Annotated in this window: 22 protein-coding genes and 1 tRNA gene; 20 read left to right on the forward strand and 3 right to left on the reverse strand. The window is 64.3% G+C overall.

All coding sequences use genetic code 11. The features are described 5' to 3' along the window. The 8 genes from hisF to tatC form a co-directional block, all read left to right on the forward strand. Window positions 1-653, forward strand: a 653-nt coding sequence (gene hisF / locus ACR2JA_RS03505) for an imidazole glycerol phosphate synthase subunit HisF (RefSeq protein WP_434007734.1), incomplete at its 5' end; no start/stop codon positions are given. Beyond that, entirely contained in the window at window positions 653-1042 is a 390-nt protein-coding gene (hisI, locus tag ACR2JA_RS03510; protein WP_434007735.1) for a phosphoribosyl-AMP cyclohydrolase, read from the forward strand. The genes hisF and hisI, both read left to right, overlap by 1 nt. Window positions 1043-1047: 5 nt before the next feature. Beyond that, a complete protein-coding gene (locus ACR2JA_RS03515; RefSeq protein WP_434007736.1) occupies window positions 1048-1413 on the forward strand; it encodes a phosphoribosyl-ATP diphosphatase in 366 nt (121 codons plus the stop codon). A gap of 21 nt (window positions 1414-1434) precedes the next feature. Beyond that, window positions 1435-1833, forward strand: a complete 399-nt coding sequence (locus ACR2JA_RS03520; RefSeq protein WP_434007737.1) for a DUF4870 family protein — start codon at window positions 1435-1437, stop codon at window positions 1831-1833. Between the two features lie 12 nt (window positions 1834-1845). After that, entirely contained in the window at window positions 1846-2208 is a 363-nt protein-coding gene (locus tag ACR2JA_RS03525) for a histidine triad nucleotide-binding protein (protein WP_434007738.1), read from the forward strand. A gap of 88 nt (window positions 2209-2296) precedes the next feature. Further along, window positions 2297-2533 carry a Sec-independent protein translocase subunit TatA gene (gene tatA / locus ACR2JA_RS03530; RefSeq protein ID WP_434007739.1) on the forward strand — a complete coding sequence of 79 codons (237 nt, stop codon included), beginning with the start codon at window positions 2297-2299 and terminating at the stop codon, window positions 2531-2533. Window positions 2534-2623: 90 nt separating this feature from the next. Continuing rightward, window positions 2624-3118, forward strand: a complete 495-nt coding sequence (gene tatB, locus ACR2JA_RS03535; RefSeq protein ID WP_434007740.1) for a Sec-independent protein translocase protein TatB — start codon at window positions 2624-2626, stop codon at window positions 3116-3118. After that, complete coding sequence (gene tatC / locus ACR2JA_RS03540; RefSeq protein WP_434007741.1) at window positions 3118-3906, forward strand: twin-arginine translocase subunit TatC; 789 nt, start codon at window positions 3118-3120, stop codon at window positions 3904-3906. The genes tatB and tatC overlap by 1 nt, the downstream gene beginning before the upstream one ends. Before the next feature lie 68 nt (window positions 3907-3974). On the opposite strand, the gene ACR2JA_RS03545 is transcribed toward tatC, so the two are convergent. Continuing rightward, window positions 3975-5132 (reverse strand): S1C family serine protease, encoded by a 1158-nt coding sequence (locus tag ACR2JA_RS03545; protein WP_434007742.1) that lies wholly within the window; start codon window positions 5130-5132, stop codon window positions 3975-3977. A gap of 170 nt (window positions 5133-5302) precedes the next feature. Between ACR2JA_RS03545 and ACR2JA_RS03550 the strand changes: the two genes are divergently transcribed. From ACR2JA_RS03550 to pdxA, 3 genes are all read left to right on the forward strand, one after another. Beyond that, a complete protein-coding gene (locus ACR2JA_RS03550; RefSeq protein WP_434007743.1) occupies window positions 5303-5449 on the forward strand; it encodes a DUF3149 domain-containing protein in 147 nt (48 codons plus the stop codon). Between the two features lie 108 nt (window positions 5450-5557). After that, window positions 5558-6334, forward strand: coding sequence for a Nif3-like dinuclear metal center hexameric protein (locus tag ACR2JA_RS03555; RefSeq protein ID WP_434007744.1), 777 nt, complete (start codon window positions 5558-5560; stop codon window positions 6332-6334). Between the two features lie 57 nt (window positions 6335-6391). Continuing rightward, complete coding sequence (gene pdxA, locus ACR2JA_RS03560; RefSeq protein WP_434007745.1) at window positions 6392-7387, forward strand: 4-hydroxythreonine-4-phosphate dehydrogenase PdxA; 996 nt, start codon at window positions 6392-6394, stop codon at window positions 7385-7387. Window positions 7388-7474: 87 nt separating this feature from the next. On the opposite strand, the gene mscL is transcribed toward pdxA, so the two are convergent. After that, a complete protein-coding gene (gene mscL, locus ACR2JA_RS03565; RefSeq protein ID WP_434007746.1) occupies window positions 7475-7888 on the reverse strand; it encodes a large conductance mechanosensitive channel protein MscL in 414 nt (137 codons plus the stop codon). Between the two features lie 265 nt (window positions 7889-8153). Here mscL and petA point away from each other — a divergent pair, with 265 nt between their 5' ends. From petA to ACR2JA_RS03595, 6 genes are all read left to right on the forward strand, one after another. After that, window positions 8154-8762, forward strand: a complete 609-nt coding sequence (petA, locus tag ACR2JA_RS03570) for a ubiquinol-cytochrome c reductase iron-sulfur subunit (RefSeq protein ID WP_434007747.1) — start codon at window positions 8154-8156, stop codon at window positions 8760-8762. Between the two features lie 37 nt (window positions 8763-8799). Continuing rightward, window positions 8800-10200, forward strand: a complete 1401-nt coding sequence (locus ACR2JA_RS03575; protein WP_434007748.1) for a cytochrome b — start codon at window positions 8800-8802, stop codon at window positions 10198-10200. A gap of 29 nt (window positions 10201-10229) precedes the next feature. Continuing rightward, complete coding sequence (locus ACR2JA_RS03580) at window positions 10230-10985, forward strand: cytochrome c1 (protein WP_434007749.1); 756 nt, start codon at window positions 10230-10232, stop codon at window positions 10983-10985. Between the two features lie 120 nt (window positions 10986-11105). Then, window positions 11106-11717: a glutathione S-transferase N-terminal domain-containing protein gene (locus ACR2JA_RS03585; RefSeq protein WP_434007750.1), complete on the forward strand. Its 612-nt coding sequence runs from the start codon at window positions 11106-11108 to the stop codon at window positions 11715-11717. A 57-nt stretch (window positions 11718-11774) separates the two neighbouring features. Then, window positions 11775-12272 (forward strand): ClpXP protease specificity-enhancing factor, encoded by a 498-nt coding sequence (locus tag ACR2JA_RS03590; RefSeq protein WP_434007751.1) that lies wholly within the window; start codon window positions 11775-11777, stop codon window positions 12270-12272. A gap of 27 nt (window positions 12273-12299) precedes the next feature. Then, window positions 12300-12375 (forward strand) — tRNA-Thr (locus ACR2JA_RS03595). A gap of 53 nt (window positions 12376-12428) precedes the next feature. Here the strand turns inward: ACR2JA_RS03595 and ACR2JA_RS03600 are convergent. After that, window positions 12429-12746 carry a DciA family protein gene (locus ACR2JA_RS03600; protein ID WP_434007752.1) on the reverse strand — a complete coding sequence of 106 codons (318 nt, stop codon included), beginning with the start codon at window positions 12744-12746 and terminating at the stop codon, window positions 12429-12431. 50 nt (window positions 12747-12796) lie between these two features. Here ACR2JA_RS03600 and ACR2JA_RS03605 point away from each other — a divergent pair, with 50 nt between their 5' ends. The 3 genes from ACR2JA_RS03605 (at window position 12797) to argJ (ending at window position 18038) form a co-directional block, all read left to right on the forward strand. Next, window positions 12797-13747 (forward strand): M23 family metallopeptidase, encoded by a 951-nt coding sequence (locus tag ACR2JA_RS03605; protein WP_434007753.1) that lies wholly within the window; start codon window positions 12797-12799, stop codon window positions 13745-13747. A gap of 168 nt (window positions 13748-13915) precedes the next feature. Next, the gene (gene secA, locus ACR2JA_RS03610) at window positions 13916-16660 is read left to right on the forward strand and encodes a preprotein translocase subunit SecA (protein WP_434007754.1); all 2745 of its coding nucleotides are present in this window, start codon (window positions 13916-13918) and stop codon (window positions 16658-16660) included. Window positions 16661-16790: 130 nt separating this feature from the next. Continuing rightward, a complete protein-coding gene (gene argJ / locus ACR2JA_RS03615) occupies window positions 16791-18038 on the forward strand; it encodes a bifunctional glutamate N-acetyltransferase/amino-acid acetyltransferase ArgJ (protein WP_434007755.1) in 1248 nt (415 codons plus the stop codon). Window positions 18039-18129: the final 91 nt, after the last annotated feature.

Consider the following 18129-nt stretch of genomic DNA (forward strand, 5'->3'; position numbering starts at 1 on the left):
GCGCCGATGAGCTCACTTTTCTCGACATCACCGCCACCAGCGACGGGCGCGACCTGATCTTGCCCATCATCGAAGCCGTGGCGTCCCAGGTGTTCATTCCGCTGACGGTGGGCGGGGGCGTGCGCACCGTGGAAGACGTGCGCCGCCTGCTCAACGCGGGGGCCGACAAGACCAGTTTCAACTCGGCCGCCATCGCCAACCCGCAGGTGATCCGCGAAGCATCCGACAAGTACGGTGCCCAATGCATCGTCGTGGCCATCGACGCCAAACGCCGTCAGGGCGACGACCTGGCCGCGCGCGGTGCCGGCTGGGACGTCTACAGCCATGGCGGTCGCAAGAACACCGGGCTGGACGCGGTGGCCTGGGCGCGCCAGATGGCCGAATTCGGCGCTGGCGAGATTCTGCTGACCAGCATGGACCGCGACGGCACCAAGAGCGGTTTTGACCTCGCCCTGACCCGTGCGGTGGCCGACGCCATTAGCGTGCCCGTGATCGCTTCCGGCGGCGTGGGCAACCTCGACCACCTGGCCGATGGCGTGCAGCAGGGCGGAGCCGACGCGGTGCTGGCCGCCAGCATCTTCCACTACGGTGAATACACCGTGGCGCAGGCCAAGCAGCGCATGGCCGAGCGCGGCATTCCGGTGAGGTTGTGATGGACTGGCTCGATGCCATCCAATGGGACGTGCAGGGCCTGGTGCCCGTGATCGCGCAGGAAGCCGCCACGGGCGACGTGCTGATGTTCGCCTGGATGAACCGCGAGGCGCTGCAGAAGACGGCCGAACTGCGCCGCGCGGTGTACTTCAGCCGCTCGCGCAACAAGCTCTGGTTCAAAGGCGAAGAGTCGGGCCACGTGCAGACGGTGCACGACATCCGCCTGGACTGTGACAACGACGTGGTGCTGCTCAAGGTGACGCAGTTGGGGCACGAGCCGGGCATCGCCTGCCACACGGGGCGTCACAGCTGTTTCTTCCAGAGCCACCAAAATGGCCAATGGGTGCCGGTCGATCCGGTGCTCAAGGACCCCGAATCCATCTACAAGTGATCCCCATGTCCGACACCGATTCCCTGGCCCGGCTGGCCGCCGTCATCGAAAGCCGCAAGCCGGTCAACGGTGGTGATCCCGAGAAGAGCTACATCGCCCGCCTGTTGCACAAGGGGCCGGACGCTTTCCTCAAGAAGATCGGCGAAGAGGCCACCGAAGCCGTGATGGCCGCCAAGGACTGTGACCACGGCGGCGACACCCAGAAGCTCGTCAACGAAGTGGCCGATCTCTGGTTCCACAGCATGATCGCGCTGGCCCACTACGGCAAGGCGCCTTCCGACGTGGTGGCCGAGCTGGCGAGGCGCGAAGGCATCAGTGGCCTGGAAGAAAAAGCCCTGCGCAAGGCGCAAGCCCGCGAAGCGTCCGAATAACCCGCTGCACCGGAGGTCCTCATGCGCAACGAGTCAGAGGTGATCGATGTACAGGCCAAAGGCGACGAGCAGGCCGAATCGCTCAAGACCATCGGCTGGGTCAGCTACCTGCTGCACCTGATCGTGGCGGTGGCCGCGGTGGTGCCGGGCGCACAGGTGGGTATCGGCATCCTGCTGGTGGCTCTTGTGATCGACCTGGTCAAGAAGAGCGACGCCATTGGGACGTGGCAGGCCAGCCACTTCTCGTGGCGCATCCGTTCGGTGCTGTGGGCGGGCGTGCTCTACCTCGTGACCTCGCCGCTATTTCTGCTGTTGCTGCTGCCCGGCATGATCGCCTGGGCCGTCATTTCCATCTGGTTCCTTTACCGCATCGTCAAGGGCATGGTGCGCATGAACGCCAGCCAGCCCATGCCCGACTGATCCCGCACACCCATGAGCGCACACGACCCGAACTGCATTTTCTGCAAGATCATCGCCGGCCAGATCCCGTCGAAGAAGGTCTACGAAGACGAAGACATCTTTGCCTTCCACGACATCCACCCCTGGGCGCCGGTGCACTTTCTCATGGTGCCCAAGCTGCACATCCCGTCCATGGCCCAGCTCAAGCCCGAGCACGAACGCCTGATGGGCAAGCTGATGGTGCTGGCGCCCCGGCTGGCCCAGGAGCAGGGCTGCAATCCGTACCCCGATGGCGGTTTCCGCATCGTGTGCAACACGGGCGCGGAAGGGGGGCAGGAGGTGCACCACCTGCATGTGCACGTCATGGGCGGACCGCGTCCCTGGCTGAAGGGCTGATTTTTTGCAGCCGACCGAACCAATGCCCGGGGCTTAGAATCCCAGCAACAGCGCATCAGCGCTTCCTTTTATTCTGTTGGAGAGACACATGGGTTCCTTTTCCATTTGGCACTGGCTGATCGTGCTGCTGATCGTGGTGATGGTCTTTGGCACCAAAAAGCTCAAGAACATCGGTTCCGACCTGGGTGGCGCTGTCAAAGGCTTCAAGGACGGTATGAAAGAGGGCGGTACCGCTGACGCGCCCGCCGCACCCGCTGGTCAGGTGACGCAAAGCGCCTCTTCCGACAAGAGTGCCATCGACGTCGAAGCCAAGCAAAAGAGCTGATCGACGGCAGCCCGGCGGTGCCAGTCACCGCCCCTCCATGCCGGGCGGTCTTGAGGACCTCACCGGCTTCGCTTTCCAACCGGCCTCCACATGATTGATCTGGGCATCTCCAAGCTCGCCCTCATCGGGGCGGTGGCGCTGATTGTCATCGGCCCCGAGAAGCTGCCGCGCGTCGCCCGCACGGTGGGCACCTTGCTGGGCAAGGCCCAGCGCTACGTCTCCGACGTCAAGGCCGAAGTCAACCGCTCCATGGAGCTCGAAGAGCTTAAGAAGATGAAGGAGTCGGTGGAGTCGGCCGCGCGTGACGTGCAGTCTTCGGTCCAAGAAGGCGCCAGCGATTTCGAGAAATCGTGGTCCGAAGCCACGCAGGGGCTGGACCACACCGGTGCGGGTTATGGCGACGCGCTCGGCTCCATCGGTGCCGATCTGCACCCGACCTACAAGCACCCGGGCAAGAACTGGCGCCTCAAGAAAGGCGCCGTGCCCCAGTGGTACAAGTCTCGCTCGGGCGTGCGCACGCGCGCCCAGTCGGGAGCGGCCCGCGTGGCGCGTTTCCGGCCCCGCCCATCCTCCGCCCCTCGCTGATGTCCGACCCCAATCCATCCACCGACGAACTCGCCGGGACAGAGCAACCGTTCGTGCAGCACCTGGTGGAGCTGCGCGACCGGTTGATGTACGGCATGGCCGGTCTGGCCGTGTGCATGGCCGTGCTGGCCATCTGGCCTGGCCCCAGCGGGCTGATCGACCTGATCGCCATTCCCATCCGTGCCCACATGCCGCCCGACGCGAAGCTGATCGCCGTCGGTGTGTTCTCGCCATTCTTCGTGCCGCTCAAGGTACTGGCCATGGGCGCGCTGCTGATGTCGCTGCCGTGGTGGATGTACCAGATCTGGGCCTTTGTGGCGCCCGGGCTGTACAGCCACGAAAAGCGCTTCGCAGTGCCGCTGATCGTGCTGGGCAGCCTGCTGGCCTACGTGGGCATCGCGTTCGTGCAGTTCTTCGTGCTCGACAAGATGTTTGGCTTCATCCAGCAGTTCACGCCCAAGAGCGTGGCGGCCACGCCGGACATTGCGTCATACGTGGAGGCCATTCTCTCGCTGTACCTCGCGTTTGGTCTCGCCTTCCAGGTGCCTATCGTGGTGGTGCTGCTGGTGAAGATGAGCCTGGTCACGGTGCAACAGCTCAAAGAGTTCCGGGGCTATTTCATCGTGCTGGCGTTCGTGGTGGCCGCTGTGGTCACGCCGCCCGACGTGATTTCCCAACTCGCTTTGGCCGTTCCGATGTGCCTGCTGTACGAAATGGGCATCTGGGGTGCACGCTGGTTCGTCAAGGCAACGGCCGCTCCGGCCACCGAAGAGTCGGCCACGAACTGAGTCAGGTTTCATCCCAAACAAAAGAGGCGCCCAGGGGCGCCTTTTTTGTTTGCGTTGCCCGGCCGTTGTCAGCGGGGCTGCTGCTGGGCTTTGGGGAGTGTGCGCTTGCCTGGTGTCACCTGCACGGGCGTTTTGCCGTCCTTGCGCACCACCTCCAGCGTGGCCGGCGTGCCGGGCTTGAGCGCTGCCACGGCCGAGAGCAGTTGCGCCACGTTGTTGACGGTGCGCCCTTCCACGGCAGTGATCACGTCACCCGGGCGGATGCCCGCCTGGGCCGCCGGGCCGTTCTGCAGCACGCCGGTGATGATCACCCCGCTGCCGGCTGACAGACCAAAGCTTTCGGCCAGTTCGGGGGTGAGGTCCTGCGGCTCGACGCCGATCCAGCCGCGCGTGACCTGCCCGTCGCGCACGATGGCTTCCATCACGCTGCGCGCGGTGGAGGTGGGGATGGCAAAGCCAATGCCCATGGAGCCGCCCGAGCGCGAATAGATCGCGGTGTTGATGCCCATCAGGTGCCCGCTGGTGTCCACCAGCGCACCGCCCGAATTGCCGGGGTTGATGGCCGCGTCGGTCTGGATGAAGTTCTCGAAAGTGTTGATGCCCAGCTGGGTGCGCCCGAGCGCGCTGACGATGCCGCTGGTCACGGTCTGGCCCACGCCGAACGGGTTGCCGATCGCCAGTACCGGGTCGCCGATGGCCAGTGCGTCGGAGTCGCCCAGCGTGATCACCGGCAGTTCGGTCAGTTCGATCTTGAGGATGGCGAGATCGGTTTCCGGGTCGGTGCCGATGACCTGTGCGCTGCTCTTGCGCCCGTCGTTGAGCACCACCTCGATCTGGTCGGCTTCTTCGATCACGTGGTTGTTGGTGAGGATGTAGCCTGCCGGGCTGACGATGACCCCCGAACCCAGGCCGGTCTGCGGCTGCGACTGGCCCTGGTCTCCAAAGAAGAAGCGGAACCAGGGGTCGTTGCTCTGGGGGCCGTTCTCCGGGGCCTTGCTGGTGTTGATGCTCACCACCGCGGGCGAAGCCGCCTGGGCCGCCGCCCGGAACCCGGGCGTGTTGCCGGATGCGGCAGGCGCGCTGGGCGCGGCCGATTCCAGCACCGGCACCACCGTGGGCAGGGCAGGGCGGCGATTGAGCCAGGCGGGCTTGAGCGTGGCGACCACAAAGTACGCGGCCAGCATCACGGTCACGGATTGGGCAAAGACGAGCCAGAGTCGTTTCATGTCGGAAAAACAGGGGTAGGAGAGGGCGCCATCAAGGGGTGGGCCCGATCCATTGTCCCGCATATGGCTGTGCGCTCTGGCAGATCAAGCCCGATTGACCCACGTCAATGCGGTGGAGCGGTCTGCGGGGTGCAATGGGTGCCTGTTTTAAGAGGAATGGAGCACACCACATGAAAGCCCTTGTAGACCTTTTTTCGACCGACTATGGCCTGTTCAGCATCGCAGGTCTGCTCTTCATCGTGTTCATGGCGTTCTGGTTCTACCGGTTCTTCACCCGCAAGATGAACGAGTCCTCCGCCCAGAACCCCCAGGGCTGAACGCAGCGCCGCCGTGCAAGGCCCGGGCGGGGCCTGTCAAAATCTGTCAACAGTGGGTCGTTGCCATCGGCACGGCCCGCGTTTGTTTTTTGACCACGGTTCCTGCCCATGTCCTCTTCCCTTCTCGCGGTGCCCCGCACCGCCCTGCTGACGTCGTTTGATGCTTTGCTGCAACCCGCGCAGTTCCGCGACTACGGGCCTAATGGGCTGCAGGTGGAAGGCAAGTCCGAGGTGCGCAAGATCGTCTCGGGTGTCACCGCCAGCCTGGCCCTGATCGACGCGGCCATCGCCGCCGAGGCCGACGCGATTTTTGTCCACCATGGCCTGTTCTGGCGCGGGCAGGACGGACGGGTCACCGGTTGGATGAAGCAGCGCCTGGCCCGCCTGCTGGCGCACGACATCAACCTCTTCGCTTACCACCTCCCGCTGGATGCCCACCCCGAGCTGGGCAACAACGCGCAACTGGCGCAGCGCCTGGGCGTCACGCTGTATGGCGATGCCCGTGGACGTTTTGGCGAGCAATCTCTGGGCTTCATGGGGGAGCGTGCTCCCGCCACCGCAGCGGCGCTGGCCGAGCATGTGCAACAGTCGCTGGGCCGTGCGGTCACATTGGTGGGCGACGTTGGGCGCACGGTGCAGCGCGTGGCGCTGTGCACCGGTGGCGCGCAGTCCTACTTTGAAGCCGCCATCGCCGCTGGTGCCGACGTCTTCATCACCGGCGAAATTTCCGAACCACAGGCGCACTACGCGTGCGAATGCGGCGTGGCCTACATCGCCTGCGGGCACCATGCGTCCGAACGCTACGGCGCACCCGCGGTGGCCGCGCATGTCGCTCAACAGCTGGGTCTGGAGCACAGCTTCATCGACATTCCCAACCCGGCCTGAACCATGAGCGAGCCGCGCCTCCCGATCGCAGTTGACCCGCGTCCGGTGGTCCTGACCATGGGCGATCCCGCTGGCATCGGCCCCGAGATCATCGCCAAAGCCTTGCGCCAGCGGCCGGAGCTGTTGTCGCGGGTCGTGATCGCGGGCGATCTGCCCACCCTGCGCAACGCGCTGGCGCTGACCGGATCAGATTCAGAGCAGCCCGACCTCTTGCCTATGCCGGTGGACTCGCTGGCCGATGCCGTTGGGCTGCCGGCCGGCCGCGTGGCCGTTGTGCAGGCCTGCGAGCTGCCGCGGCCCGTGCCACTGGGGCGCATCAGCGCCGAGGCGGGGCGTGCGGCGGCCGACTGCATCACCTGGGCCGCGCGTGCGGCCTTGCGCGGCGAGGCTTTGGCGGTGGTCACGGCGCCGATCCACAAAGAGGCCTTGTCTGCGGCTGGCGTGCCGCACCCGGGGCACACCGAATTCCTGCAGGCCCTGGCCGCCGAGCACCTGGGGGTGGATGTCGGGCAGGTACCGGTGCGCATGATGCTCAGCTGTCCTGGTTTGCGCACCGTGCTGGTGAGCATCCACGTGGCGCTGCGCGACGCCCTGGATGCGGTGACGCAGGAGCAGGTGCTGCAGACCCTGCGCATCACCGCTGCGCATTTTCAGCGCAGTGGCATGCCGAGAGCCCGCATCGCCGTGGCGGGCCTGAACCCCCATGCTGGCGAGGGCGGTTTGTTCGGTCGCGAAGAGATTGACATCATCGCTCCTGCCGTGGTCCAGGCGCAGGCCGATGGCATCCTGGCTAGCGGTCCGCACGCGCCCGACACCGTGTTCATGCGTGCCCGCCAGGGTGAATTCGACGTCGTGCTGGCGATGTACCACGACCAGGGGCTCATCCCCGTCAAGCTCATGGGGCTGGAGCACGGCGTGAACACCACCTTGGGTCTGCCCTTCGTGCGGACCAGCCCGGACCACGGCACTGCCTTCGACCTCGCGGGCACCGGACGTGCCAGCCCGGCGAGTTTGCTGGCCGCTGTCGATGCGGCGCTGGGTGCGGGCATCTGACACGGGCCGACATGTAAAAAGGCCACTGCCGTGGTGACACGGCAGTGGCCTTTGGGCTCTGACGGAGGCGGGGACCGCCTCAGTTCATCACTTGCGCAGGCTGTCGCGGATTTCGCGCAGCAGCACGATGTCTTCGGCCGGTGCGGCCGGCGGTGCGGGCGGGGCTTCTTTCTTCATGCGGTTCATTTGCTTGACCATCATGAAGATCACAAAAGCCAGGATCACGAAGTTCAGCGCGATGGTGATGAAGTTGCCGTAGGCCAGCACGGCACCTGCCTTCTTGGCTTCGGCCAGGGGCAAACCGGCGGCCTGACCCGCCAGCGCAATGTAGTAGCTGGAGAAGTCCAGTCCACCGAAGATCTTGCTGACCACCGGCATGATCACGTCGCCCACCAGCGAGTCGACGATCTTGCCGAAAGCGCCGCCGATGATCACACCGACCGCCAGATCCATCACGTTGCCTTTGAGGGCGAACTCCTTGAACTCACTCATCATGCTCATGCGCTTCTCCTGTTGCCTTGTGTATGTTTGTTGTGCAGGCCGTCTGGCCTAGCCAATTCATTCTCGCACACCTAAGTATTCATTTGTGCTGTGGCGCGGGCTGATGCAGGTCAAGAGCGCAGGCCCTGGGTGTCGCGAGAATCCGATCGTCCCAGTGAACACCGTTGGGATGGGTCGGGCTTGGGCCGACAGGCCTATGCCCTCCATTACAATGCCGGGTTGACCATAGTGTTATTCCGTCTCGAACCGTCATTGAAAGATTCCCATGAGTGAAGCAACCGTCGATGCGACTGTGGACAGCAGCCGCCGAACCTGGCTGATCACCTCCGCCGCCATGGGTGGCGTGGGGGCCGCCGCCGTCGCTGTGCCTTTCGTGAGTTCCTTCCAGCCGTCTGAACGCGCCAAGGCCGCAGGCGCGGCGATCGAGGTGGACATCTCCGCCCTCCAGCCCGGCGAGAAAATCGTCAAGGAATGGCGCGGCAAGCCCGTGTGGATCATGCGCCGCACCGAGCAGCAGCTCAAAGACCTGGAAAAGCTGGATCCGGCGCTGGCCGACCCGGCCTCGGATCGCAAGAACGTCCCGACGCCGGAGTACGCGAAAAACCGCCACCGTTCCATCAAGCCCGAAGTGTTTGTCGGCGTGGGCATTTGCACCCACCTGGGTTGCTCGCCCGGTGACAAGTTCACGCCCGGCGCGCAGCCATCGCTGCCAGACGACTGGGCCGGCGGTTACCTGTGCGCCTGCCATGGCTCCACCTTCGATCTGGCCGGCCGCGTGTTCAAGAACAAGCCGGCACCGGACAACCTGGAAGTGCCGCCGCACTACTACACGTCCGACACCACGCTGCTGATCGGCGAAGACAAGAAGGCCTGAGCGGCACCCGCCGATCCCACGAACACCGAGGCACCCCATGGCTGAATTCAAAGAAATTTCCCCTGACGCGCCGCTGGCGCAGAAGACGCTGAACTGGATCGACAATCGGTTCCCGCTGTCCAAGCTCTTCAATGAGCACATGGCCGAGTACTACGCGCCGAAGAACTTCAACTGGTGGTACATCTTCGGCTCGCTGGCCCTGCTGGTGCTGGTGATCCAGATCGTCACCGGTATTTTCCTGGTGATGCACTACAAGCCCGATGCCAGCCTGGCGTTTGCCTCGGTCGAATACATCATGCGCGACGTGCCCTGGGGCTGGCTGATCCGCTACATGCACTCCACGGGGGCTTCGGCGTTCTTCGTCGTGGTCTACCTGCACATGTACCGTGGCCTGCTGTACGGCTCGTACCGCAAGCCCCGTGAACTGATCTGGGTGTTCGGTTGTGGCATCTTCCTGGTGCTGATGGCCGAAGCCTTCATGGGCTACCTGCTGCCCTGGGGCCAGATGTCCTACTGGGGTGCCCAGGTGATCGTGAACCTGTTCTCCGCCATCCCCTTTGTCGGTCCGGATCTGGCTCTGCTGATCCGCGGTGACTACGTGGTCGGCGATGCAACGCTGAACCGCTTCTTCAGCTTCCACGTGATCGCTGTTCCGCTGGTGCTGCTGGGCCTGGTGGTGGCGCACATCATCGCACTGCACGAAGTCGGCTCCAACAACCCCGATGGCGTGGAAATCAAGGCGCTCAAGGATGAAAAAGGTGTGCCGCTGGATGGCATCCCGTTCCACCCCTACTACAGCGTGCACGACATCTTCGGCGTGAGCCTGTTCCTGATGGTGTTCTCTGCCATCGTGTTCTTCGCGCCCGAATTCGGCGGTTACTTCCTGGAGTTCAACAACTTCATCCCGGCCGATCCGCTGGTCACGCCGCTGCACATCGCCCCGGTCTGGTATTTCACGCCCTTCTATTCGATGCTGCGGGCCATCACCACCGAAATGACCTACGTGCTCATGTTGTGCGCGGTGCTGGGTGCTGCCTTTGCCGTCTTCAAGACGCGTCTGCCGGTGCTGCTCAAGGGTGCCATCGCAGGTGCCGCTGTGGTGGTCATCGCTCTGCTGTACCTGATCGATGCCAAGTTCTGGGGTGTGGTCGCCATGGGCGGTGCCGTCGTGATCCTGTTCTTCCTGCCTTGGCTGGACAAGAGCCCGGTCAAGTCCATCCGTTACCGTCCGGACGGCGTCAAGTGGCTCTACGCCGTGTTCGTCATCAACTTCCTGATCCTGGGTTACCTGGGTGTGCTGCCCCCTTCGCCGGTGGGTGAGCGCGTTTCCCAAGTGGGCACGCTGTTCTATTTCGGCTTCTTCCTGCTGATGCCGTGGTGGACGCGTCTGGGCCAGTTCAAGCCTGTGCCGACCCGCGTCACGTTCACGCCCCACTGAAGACCTGGAACCCATCGGAGAGTCGACAAATGAAAAAAATGCTTCTGGGTCTCGCGCTGGCCTTGGGTCTGTCGGGTGCTGCCATCGCTGCGGGTGGTGGATTCCCCCTGGACAAGGCGCCCAAGCGCACCAACGACATGGCCGCCCTGCAAAACGGCGCCAAGATCTTCGTCAACTACTGCCTGAGCTGCCACTCCGCAGCCTTCATGCGCTACAACCGCCTGCGCGACATTGGCCTGACGGACAAGCAGATCGCCGAGAACCTGACGTTTGCCACCGACAAGATCGGTGACACCATGAAGGCGTCCATCGATCCCAGGCAGGCCAAGGAATGGTTCGGCGCCAACCCGCCAGACCTGAGCGTGATTGCACGTTCGCGTTCCAGCGGTGCAGGTTCCGGTGCCGACTACATCTACACCCTGCTGCGCACTTATTACCGCGACGAATCCCGGCCCACCGGCTGGAACAACATGGTCTTCCCCAATGTGGGTATGCCCAACCCCCTGTGGGAACTGCAGGGTGAGCGCGCCCGTGTGATGGAAAAGGTCGAGAGCCATGGCCACGAGGCTGAAGTGCTCAAGGGCTGGGACCAGGTCAAGCCCGGGACCCTGTCGCCCGAACAGTTCGATCAGAACGTGGGCGACCTGGTTGCCTATCTGCAGTGGATGGCCGAGCCGGCCGCCAACACCCGCGTGCGCATTGGCGTGTGGGTGATGTTGTTCCTGGGTGTGTTCACGCTGATCGCCTGGCGCCTGAACGCCGCGTTCTGGAAAGACATCAAGTAAAACCCCGCTTCTGGCTGGCTTGGTTTGTCCGGGCCGGTCAATGAAGTTTTCCCACAGTGGTTTGCGGCGCCGCCCCTCGCGGCCACGCCAACCACTGTTTTGTATTTAGGAGACTCCCACATGATGGTCTTGTACTCGGGTACCACCTGCCCTTATTCCCACCGTTGCCGCTTCGTCCTGTTTGAAAAGGGCATGGACTTCGAGATCCGAGACGTGGATCTTTACAACAAGCCTGAAGACATCAGCGTGATGAACCCCTACGGTCAGGTGCCCATCCTGGTCGAGCGCGATCTGATCCTGTACGAGTCGAACATCATCAACGAGTACATCGACGAGCGTTTCCCGCATCCGCAACTGATGCCGGGCGACCCGGTCGACCGCGCCCGTGTTCGCCTGTTCCTGCTGAACTTCGAGAAGGAGCTGTTTGCGCACGTGTCGGTGCTCGAATCGCGCAGCAGCAAGGGCAACGAGAAGGCGCTGGAGAAGGCCCGCTCGCACATCCGCGACCGCCTGACCCAGCTGGCTCCGGTGTTTCTGAAGAACAAGTTCATGCTGGGCGACAACTTTTCCATGCTGGACGTGGCGATTGCACCGTTGCTCTGGCGCCTGGATTTCTACGGCATCGAGCTGAGCAAGAACGCAGCTCCTTTGCTCAAGTACGCCGAGCGCATCTTCTCGCGTCCGGCCTACATCGAAGCGCTGACCCCGTCCGAGAAGGTCATGCGCAAGTGATGCGCCATCACCGCCCCTCACGGGTCGGTGGCTGTCTGCACAAGCACACCGCTGTCCATGAAAACCTCTGAACCGGAAGCGCCTTCGACCCGGCCTTACCTCATTCGTGCGTTGCACGAGTGGTGTGCCGACAACGCGTTTTCGCCGTACATCGCTGTGCATGTGGACGCGGCGGTGCAGGTGCCGCAAGAGTTCGTCAAGAACGGCGAAATCGTGCTCAACGTCAGTTTTGATGCCACCAGTGGCTTGCGCCTGGGCAATGAATTCATTGAATTCAAAGCACGGTTTGGTGGCGTGCCGCGTGACATCGTTGTGCCGGTGACCCATGTGGTCGCCATCTATGCCCGTGAAAATGGGCAAGGCATGGCTTTTCCGCCACCACCCAAGGCGCCTGCCGGTGTGTCGTCTGCAGCGATGCCGGAACCGGTGCCGAACCGCGAGCCCTTGCGGTCGGTGACGGCAGAGGCTTCCGGCGAGGTGGACCCATCTGCCCCGGATACGCCGCCAGCCAGCCCCGGCCAGGGTGGGCGTCCTCATCTCAAGCGCGTCAAGTAAACTATCTGGCTTTGCTGGACACCCAGCGCCGCTTTAGCTCAGTTGGTAGAGCACTCGCCTTGTAAGCGATAGGTCGTCTGTTCGAGTCAGACAAGCGGCACCAATACCCTCTCCAGTCAGCAGGATCGACAGGTCGCGTGTCCTGCCGCGGCCCGCTCATCGTGGGGTCGCTTGGACTTTGATGCGAATGGCGCTAACCTGCAGGCCCCCTTGCGCCAGCGCCTGCAACAGTGCCGGCAACAGCTGGCGCAATTTGGTGGAAGCGGCTGCGTTGCCCACCAGCAGACACCATTCGGCGTCGTCGATGGGTCCTGCTTTCACATGGCGGCGCATCGCGGCTGGGATCAGGTGTTGGATCCGTTCCATGCACCGTTGAGATTCGCGGATGCGCTCTTGCAGCGCGGCCAGCGATGGCGATGCGCCTGCGGCTTGTTCCAGGCTGAACGTCTGATGGCTGCGGTGGGCGGTGGACATGCGATGCAGTGAGACTGCCGAAGCGGTCGACCCGACAGAAAGGTGAAACAGTGCACATCATTATCACGGACGCATGGCTGGCCCGAAGCCAGGCGCTGCACCTCAATGGATTGAAGCTGCTGGCGGCAGGCCTGCTGGGATCGCTGTTGCTGATGCTGGGCGCCGTGGCGACCTACCACTGGGTGTTTCTGTACGGTGTGCGGCAGGGCTGGCCCGGCTTCGAGTCGGTCGCGCGCGTGGTGACGCAGGGCGACGTCAACGCACAGAACCTGTACATGCGCGAGAACCTGGACGCCATGGCGCGCAAGCTCGGCGAGATGCAGGCGCGCATGCTGCAGATCGAGTCGCTGGGAGAGCGCGTGGCCGGTCTGGCAGGGCTGAATCCGGCCGACTTCAAGGTGGTGCCGGGCGCCGGTGGTGCGCTGGTGGGCAGCCGCACGCTGACCATGGAAGAGTTGAACCAGGCCATGGGGCAGCTGGATCTGGCCAGCGGCTCGCGTGTGGACTGGCTCACGGCGGTGGAATCGCGCCTGTTCGACCAGGCGATCCAGCGCGCGCTGGTGCCCACGGAAGAGCCGGTCAAGGGTGGTCGCGTGGGATCGCCGTTCGGCTTTCGCATCGACCCGATCACCGGGCGCTCCGCCTTGCACACAGGCCTGGATTTTCCGGGTGATGTGGGGACGCTCATCCACGCTGCCGCGGGCGGGGTCGTGGTGGTGCAGGAGTTCCACCACGCCTACGGCAATATGGTCGAAGTCGATCACGGCAACGGCCTGATCACGCGTTACGCCCACAGCTCGCGTGTGCTGGTCAACAAAGGCGACATCGTCAAGCGCGGACAGAAAATCGCCGAGGTGGGCTCCACCGGGCGCTCCACCGGACCTCACCTGCACTTTGAGGTCTGGTTCAACGGCGTGGTCCAGGATCCGCAGCGCTTCCTCACGGCCGGTGACAACCTTGCCGCGGCCGAACAACTGGCCCAGAAGGCCCGCAAGCCCTGAGCCCCTCGGTGGGTGGCGGGTAAAATTCCGTTTTTGCCCTTGAAAGACAAGCGCTTGCCGGCACATGGCGGGGAGTTCCCCGCGACGGGCTGCGCGTGTTGGGGGGCGATCCGATTCCCTTTTGCCCGCCTGGCGCCGTGATGGCGAACCCTGGTCGGGCCACCCTGTATGGCCACAAACTTCCTCACCAAAATTTTTGGTAGCCGCAACGACCGCTTGCTCAAGACCTACCGCAAGACGGTCGATCGCATCAATGGCCTGGAACCCCAGTATGAAAAGCTCAGCGACGATGAACTGAAGGCGCAGACCGAGGCCTTCAAGCAACGCGTGGCGGCCGGCGAAACGCTGGACGCGATCCTGCCCGAGGCCTTTGCCGTGGTGCGCGAGGCCAGCAAGCGCGTGATGAAGATGCGCCACTTCGATGTGCAGATGCTCGGTGGTATCGCCCTGCACTCGGGCAAGGTGGCTGAAATGCGCACCGGCGAAGGCAAGACGCTGACCGCCACCCTGCCGGTGTATCTGAACGCGCTGTCAGGCAAGGGCGTGCACGTGGTGACGGTGAACGACTACCTGGCCACCCGCGACGCGCAGTGGATGGGGCGTCTGTACAACTTCCTGGGCTTGACGGTGGGCATCAACTTGCCGCAAGCGCCGCGCGAAGAGAAGCAGGCCGCTTACCGCGCCGACATCACCTACGGCACCAACAACGAATACGGCTTCGACTACCTGCGCGACAACATGGTGTACGAGCCAGGCGACCGCGTGCAGCGCAGCCTGAACTACGCCATCGTCGACGAAGTGGACTCGATCCTGATCGACGAAGCGCGCACCCCGCTGATCATCAGCGGCCAGGCTGAAGACCAGACGCCGGTGTACATGGCGATCAAGCAGCTGATCCCGCAGCTGGTGCGGCAGGAAGGCGAAGCCGACCCCCGCACGGGTGAAGGCGTGATCAAGCCCGGTGACTTCACGGTGGACGAAAAGGCGCACGCCATCCACATGACGGAGCAGGGCCATGAGAACGCCGAGCGTCTGCTCAGCCAGGCCGGCCTGCTGCCCGAGGGCGCGTCGCTGTACGACCCCGCCAACATCGCGCTGATGCACCACCTGGTGACCTCGCTCAAGGCGCACCACCTGTACCACCGCGACCAGCACTACGTGAACCAGAACGGCGAGATCGTCATCGTCGACGAATTCACCGGCCGCCTGATGGCGGGCCGCCGCTGGAGCGATGGCTTGCACCAGGCGGTGGAAGCCAAGGAAGGCGTGCCGATCCAGCCCGAGAACCAGACGCTGGCCTCGATCACCTTCCAGAACTATTTCCGCCTGTACGCCAAGCTGTCGGGCATGACCGGCACGGCCGACACCGAGGCCTACGAATTCCAGGAAATCTACGGCCTGGAGACGGTGGTGGTGCCGCCGAACCGCCCGAGCAAACGCGACGACCAGCTCGACCGCGTTTACAAGACGACCAAGGAAAAGTACGTCGCCGCGATCCAGGACATCCGCGAGTGCCACGAGCGTGGCCAGCCGGTGCTGGTGGGCACGTCGTCGATCGAGAACTCCGAAATCATCGCCCAGCTGCTGACGGCCGAGAAGCTGCCGCACGAGGTGCTCAACGCAAAGCAGCATGCCCGTGAGGCCGACATCATCGTGCAGGCGGGGCGTCCGGGTGCGATCACGATCGCCACCAACATGGCCGGCCGCGGCACCGACATCGTGCTCGGCGGCAACCTGGAAAAGATGATCGCCGCCGTGGAGGCCGACGCATCGCTGGACGAGGCTGCCAAGGCTGCCCGCGTCGCGCAGGTCCGCCAGCAATGGCAGCAGGACCACGACAAGGTCAAGGCCCTGGGTGGCTTGCGCATCATCGCCACCGAACGCCACGAGAGCCGCCGCATCGACAACCAGCTGCGTGGCCGTTCGGGCCGCCAGGGCGACCCGGGTTCTTCGCGTTTCTACCTGAGCCTGGACGATGCGCTGATGCGCATCTTCGCCGGCGACAAGGTGCGCGCCATCATGGACCGCCTGAAGATGCCCGAGGGCGAGGCGATCGAAGCCGGCATCGTCACGCGCAGCATCGAAAGCGCGCAGCGCAAGGTCGAGGCACGCAACTTCGACATCCGCAAACAGCTGCTGGAGTACGACGACGTGTCGAACGACCAGCGCAAGGTGATTTACCAGCAGCGCAACGACATCCTGGACGCGCAAAACCTGCGCGCCCAGATCGACTCGCTGCGCGACGGCAGTTTTGCCGATCTGGTGCACCAGTTCGTGCCCGAAGGCAGCGTCGAAGAGCAGTGGGACCTGCCCGCGCTGGAGAAGCTGTTGCGCGAGGAATGGGCGCTGGACCTGCCGGTCAGCAGCTGGGTGTCGGATGCCGAATCCATCGATGGTGAAGAGGTCGTCACGCGCGTGCAGGCGGCCGCCAAGTCGGCCTTCGAAGCCAAGCTGGCGCTGGTGGGTGAAGAGAACTTCACCCAGTTCGAGCGCATGGTGCTGCTGCAGACCATCGACGGCCAGTGGCGCGAGCACCTTTCGGCGCTGGACTACCTGCGCCAGGGCATCCACCTGCGGGGCTACGCGCAAAAGCAGCCCAAGCAGGAATACAAGCGCGAGGCTTTCCAGCTGTTTGGCCAGTTGCTCGACAGCGTCAAGAACGACGTGACGCGCATCCTGATGAACGTGCGTGTGCAGAGCCCCGAGCAGGTGAGCGAGGCGACGCAGCAGATGGAAGCCAAAGCCGAGCACATCGCCAACGTGACCTACACCGCGCCGACCGAGACCGGTGAAGTCGAGTCCACCGTGGACGCGGCGACCGTGGTGCCCGATGTGCCGCGCGTGGGCCGCAACGACCCTTGTCCCTGTGGCAGCGGCAAAAAGTACAAGCAGTGCCACGGCGCATTGACTTGATCCCCCCTGCGCGGCTTGCGCCGCCTCCCCCAAGGGAACAACGCCTGCGGTCCGGCAGAGCCGGTTCCGCGGCGTTCTCGACCTGAATGCCTTTCGTTCGTTGCACTTTTTCTGACCGGAGTCCGATGCCATGGCTGTGAACTACACCGCTCCCCAAGCCCAGGATCTGTTGCCCGTGGCGGGCGTGCGCATCGGCGTGGCCGAGGCGGGCATTCGCAAGGCCAACCGCAAGGACCTGACGGTGTTCTTGCTGGACGAAGGCAGTGCCGTGGGCGCCGTGTTCACGCAAAACCGCTACGCCGCCGCGCCGGTGCAGGTCTGCCGCGACCACCTGGCGGCGGGGCAGGGCATCCGTGCCATGGTCATCAACACTGGCAACGCCAATGCCGGCACCGGCGAGCCCGGCCTGCAGCACGCGCGCCAGACCGCCAGCGCGCTGGCCCTGGCGCTGGGTGTGCAGCACGAACAAGTGCTGCCGTTCTCCACTGGCGTGATCATGGAACCGTTGCCGCTGGACCGCCTGGTCGCCGGCCTGCCGGCCGCGCTGGCCGATGCGGGCAGTGCCGCCGGCGCGAGCGGTGCGCAGTGGCTCAAGGCGGCCGAGGGGATCATGACCACCGATACCCTGCCCAAGGTCATCAGCCGTCAGGCGGTGGTCGGTGGCAAGACAGTGACGGTGAGCGGTATCGCCAAGGGTGCGGGCATGATCCGCCCCAACATGGCCACCATGCTCGGTTACGTGGCCACAGACGCCGCGGTGGCGCCGTCGCTGATGAACACCCTGGCCAAGCAGCTCGCCGACCGCTCATTCAACCGCGTGACCGTCGACGGCGACACGTCCACCAACGATTCTTTCGTGGTGGTGGCCACGGGGCAGGCGGGCCATGCGACGGTCACGAACCTTGGCAGTGCCGATGGCCAGGCCCTGCTGGCGGCCATGACCGAGGTGGCGCAGTTCCTGGCCCACGCCATCGTGCGCGATGGCGAAGGTGCGACCAAGTTCATCACCGTGCGCGTGGAGGGTGGAGCCAGCAGCGAGGAGTGCTTGAAGGCCGCCTACGCCGTGGCGCATTCGCCGCTGGTCAAGACGGCTTTCTTTGCCAGCGATCCGAACCTGGGTCGCATCCTGGCCGCTGTCGGTTACGCCGGCATCGGCGATCTTGATGCAACGAAGATCGAACTGCACCTGGGCGATGTGCACGTGGTCAAGCAGGGCGGGCGCAACCCCGACTACCGCGAGGAAGACGGCCAGCGCGTGATGAAGGCGGCCGAAATCTTGGTGCGCATCGGTCTGGGCCGCGGCGACGTCACCGAAACGGTCTGGACCTGCGACTTCAGCCACGACTACGTGACCATCAACGCCGACTACAGGTCGTGATCCACTCCTGCCGCGCTGCGCGCGACCCCCTCAAGGGGACGACATCTGTGGCCTGGTAAAGCCGGTTCCGCGATGTCTCTGGACGGGACAC

Source organism: Hydrogenophaga sp. (assembly GCF_051007235.1).
Taxonomy (GTDB): domain Bacteria; phylum Pseudomonadota; class Gammaproteobacteria; order Burkholderiales; family Burkholderiaceae_C; genus Hydrogenophaga.

Excerpts from the sequence above, each read along its gene's own strand:
- hisI (WP_434007735.1), top strand. The coding sequence starts at position 653 with ATGGACTGGCTCGATGCCATCCAATGGGACGTGCAGGGCCTGGTGCCC.
- ACR2JA_RS03515 (WP_434007736.1), top strand. The coding sequence starts at position 1,048 with ATGTCCGACACCGATTCCCTGGCCCGGCTGGCCGCCGTCATCGAAAGC.
- ACR2JA_RS03520 (WP_434007737.1), top strand. The coding sequence starts at position 1,435 with ATGCGCAACGAGTCAGAGGTGATCGATGTACAGGCCAAAGGCGACGAG.
- ACR2JA_RS03525 (WP_434007738.1), top strand. The coding sequence starts at position 1,846 with ATGAGCGCACACGACCCGAACTGCATTTTCTGCAAGATCATCGCCGGC.
- tatA (WP_434007739.1), top strand. The coding sequence starts at position 2,297 with ATGGGTTCCTTTTCCATTTGGCACTGGCTGATCGTGCTGCTGATCGTG.
- tatB (WP_434007740.1), top strand. The coding sequence starts at position 2,624 with ATGATTGATCTGGGCATCTCCAAGCTCGCCCTCATCGGGGCGGTGGCG.
- tatC (WP_434007741.1), top strand. The coding sequence starts at position 3,118 with ATGTCCGACCCCAATCCATCCACCGACGAACTCGCCGGGACAGAGCAA.
- ACR2JA_RS03545 (WP_434007742.1), bottom strand. The coding sequence starts at position 5,132 with ATGAAACGACTCTGGCTCGTCTTTGCCCAATCCGTGACCGTGATGCTG.
- ACR2JA_RS03550 (WP_434007743.1), top strand. The coding sequence starts at position 5,303 with ATGAAAGCCCTTGTAGACCTTTTTTCGACCGACTATGGCCTGTTCAGC.
- ACR2JA_RS03555 (WP_434007744.1), top strand. The coding sequence starts at position 5,558 with ATGTCCTCTTCCCTTCTCGCGGTGCCCCGCACCGCCCTGCTGACGTCG.
- pdxA (WP_434007745.1), top strand. The coding sequence starts at position 6,392 with ATGGGCGATCCCGCTGGCATCGGCCCCGAGATCATCGCCAAAGCCTTG.
- mscL (WP_434007746.1), bottom strand. The coding sequence starts at position 7,888 with ATGAGCATGATGAGTGAGTTCAAGGAGTTCGCCCTCAAAGGCAACGTG.
- petA (WP_434007747.1), top strand. The coding sequence starts at position 8,154 with ATGAGTGAAGCAACCGTCGATGCGACTGTGGACAGCAGCCGCCGAACC.
- ACR2JA_RS03575 (WP_434007748.1), top strand. The coding sequence starts at position 8,800 with ATGGCTGAATTCAAAGAAATTTCCCCTGACGCGCCGCTGGCGCAGAAG.
- ACR2JA_RS03580 (WP_434007749.1), top strand. The coding sequence starts at position 10,230 with ATGAAAAAAATGCTTCTGGGTCTCGCGCTGGCCTTGGGTCTGTCGGGT.
- ACR2JA_RS03585 (WP_434007750.1), top strand. The coding sequence starts at position 11,106 with ATGATGGTCTTGTACTCGGGTACCACCTGCCCTTATTCCCACCGTTGC.
- ACR2JA_RS03590 (WP_434007751.1), top strand. The coding sequence starts at position 11,775 with ATGAAAACCTCTGAACCGGAAGCGCCTTCGACCCGGCCTTACCTCATT.
- ACR2JA_RS03600 (WP_434007752.1), bottom strand. The coding sequence starts at position 12,746 with ATGTCCACCGCCCACCGCAGCCATCAGACGTTCAGCCTGGAACAAGCC.
- secA (WP_434007754.1), top strand. The coding sequence starts at position 13,916 with ATGGCCACAAACTTCCTCACCAAAATTTTTGGTAGCCGCAACGACCGC.
- argJ (WP_434007755.1), top strand. The coding sequence starts at position 16,791 with ATGGCTGTGAACTACACCGCTCCCCAAGCCCAGGATCTGTTGCCCGTG.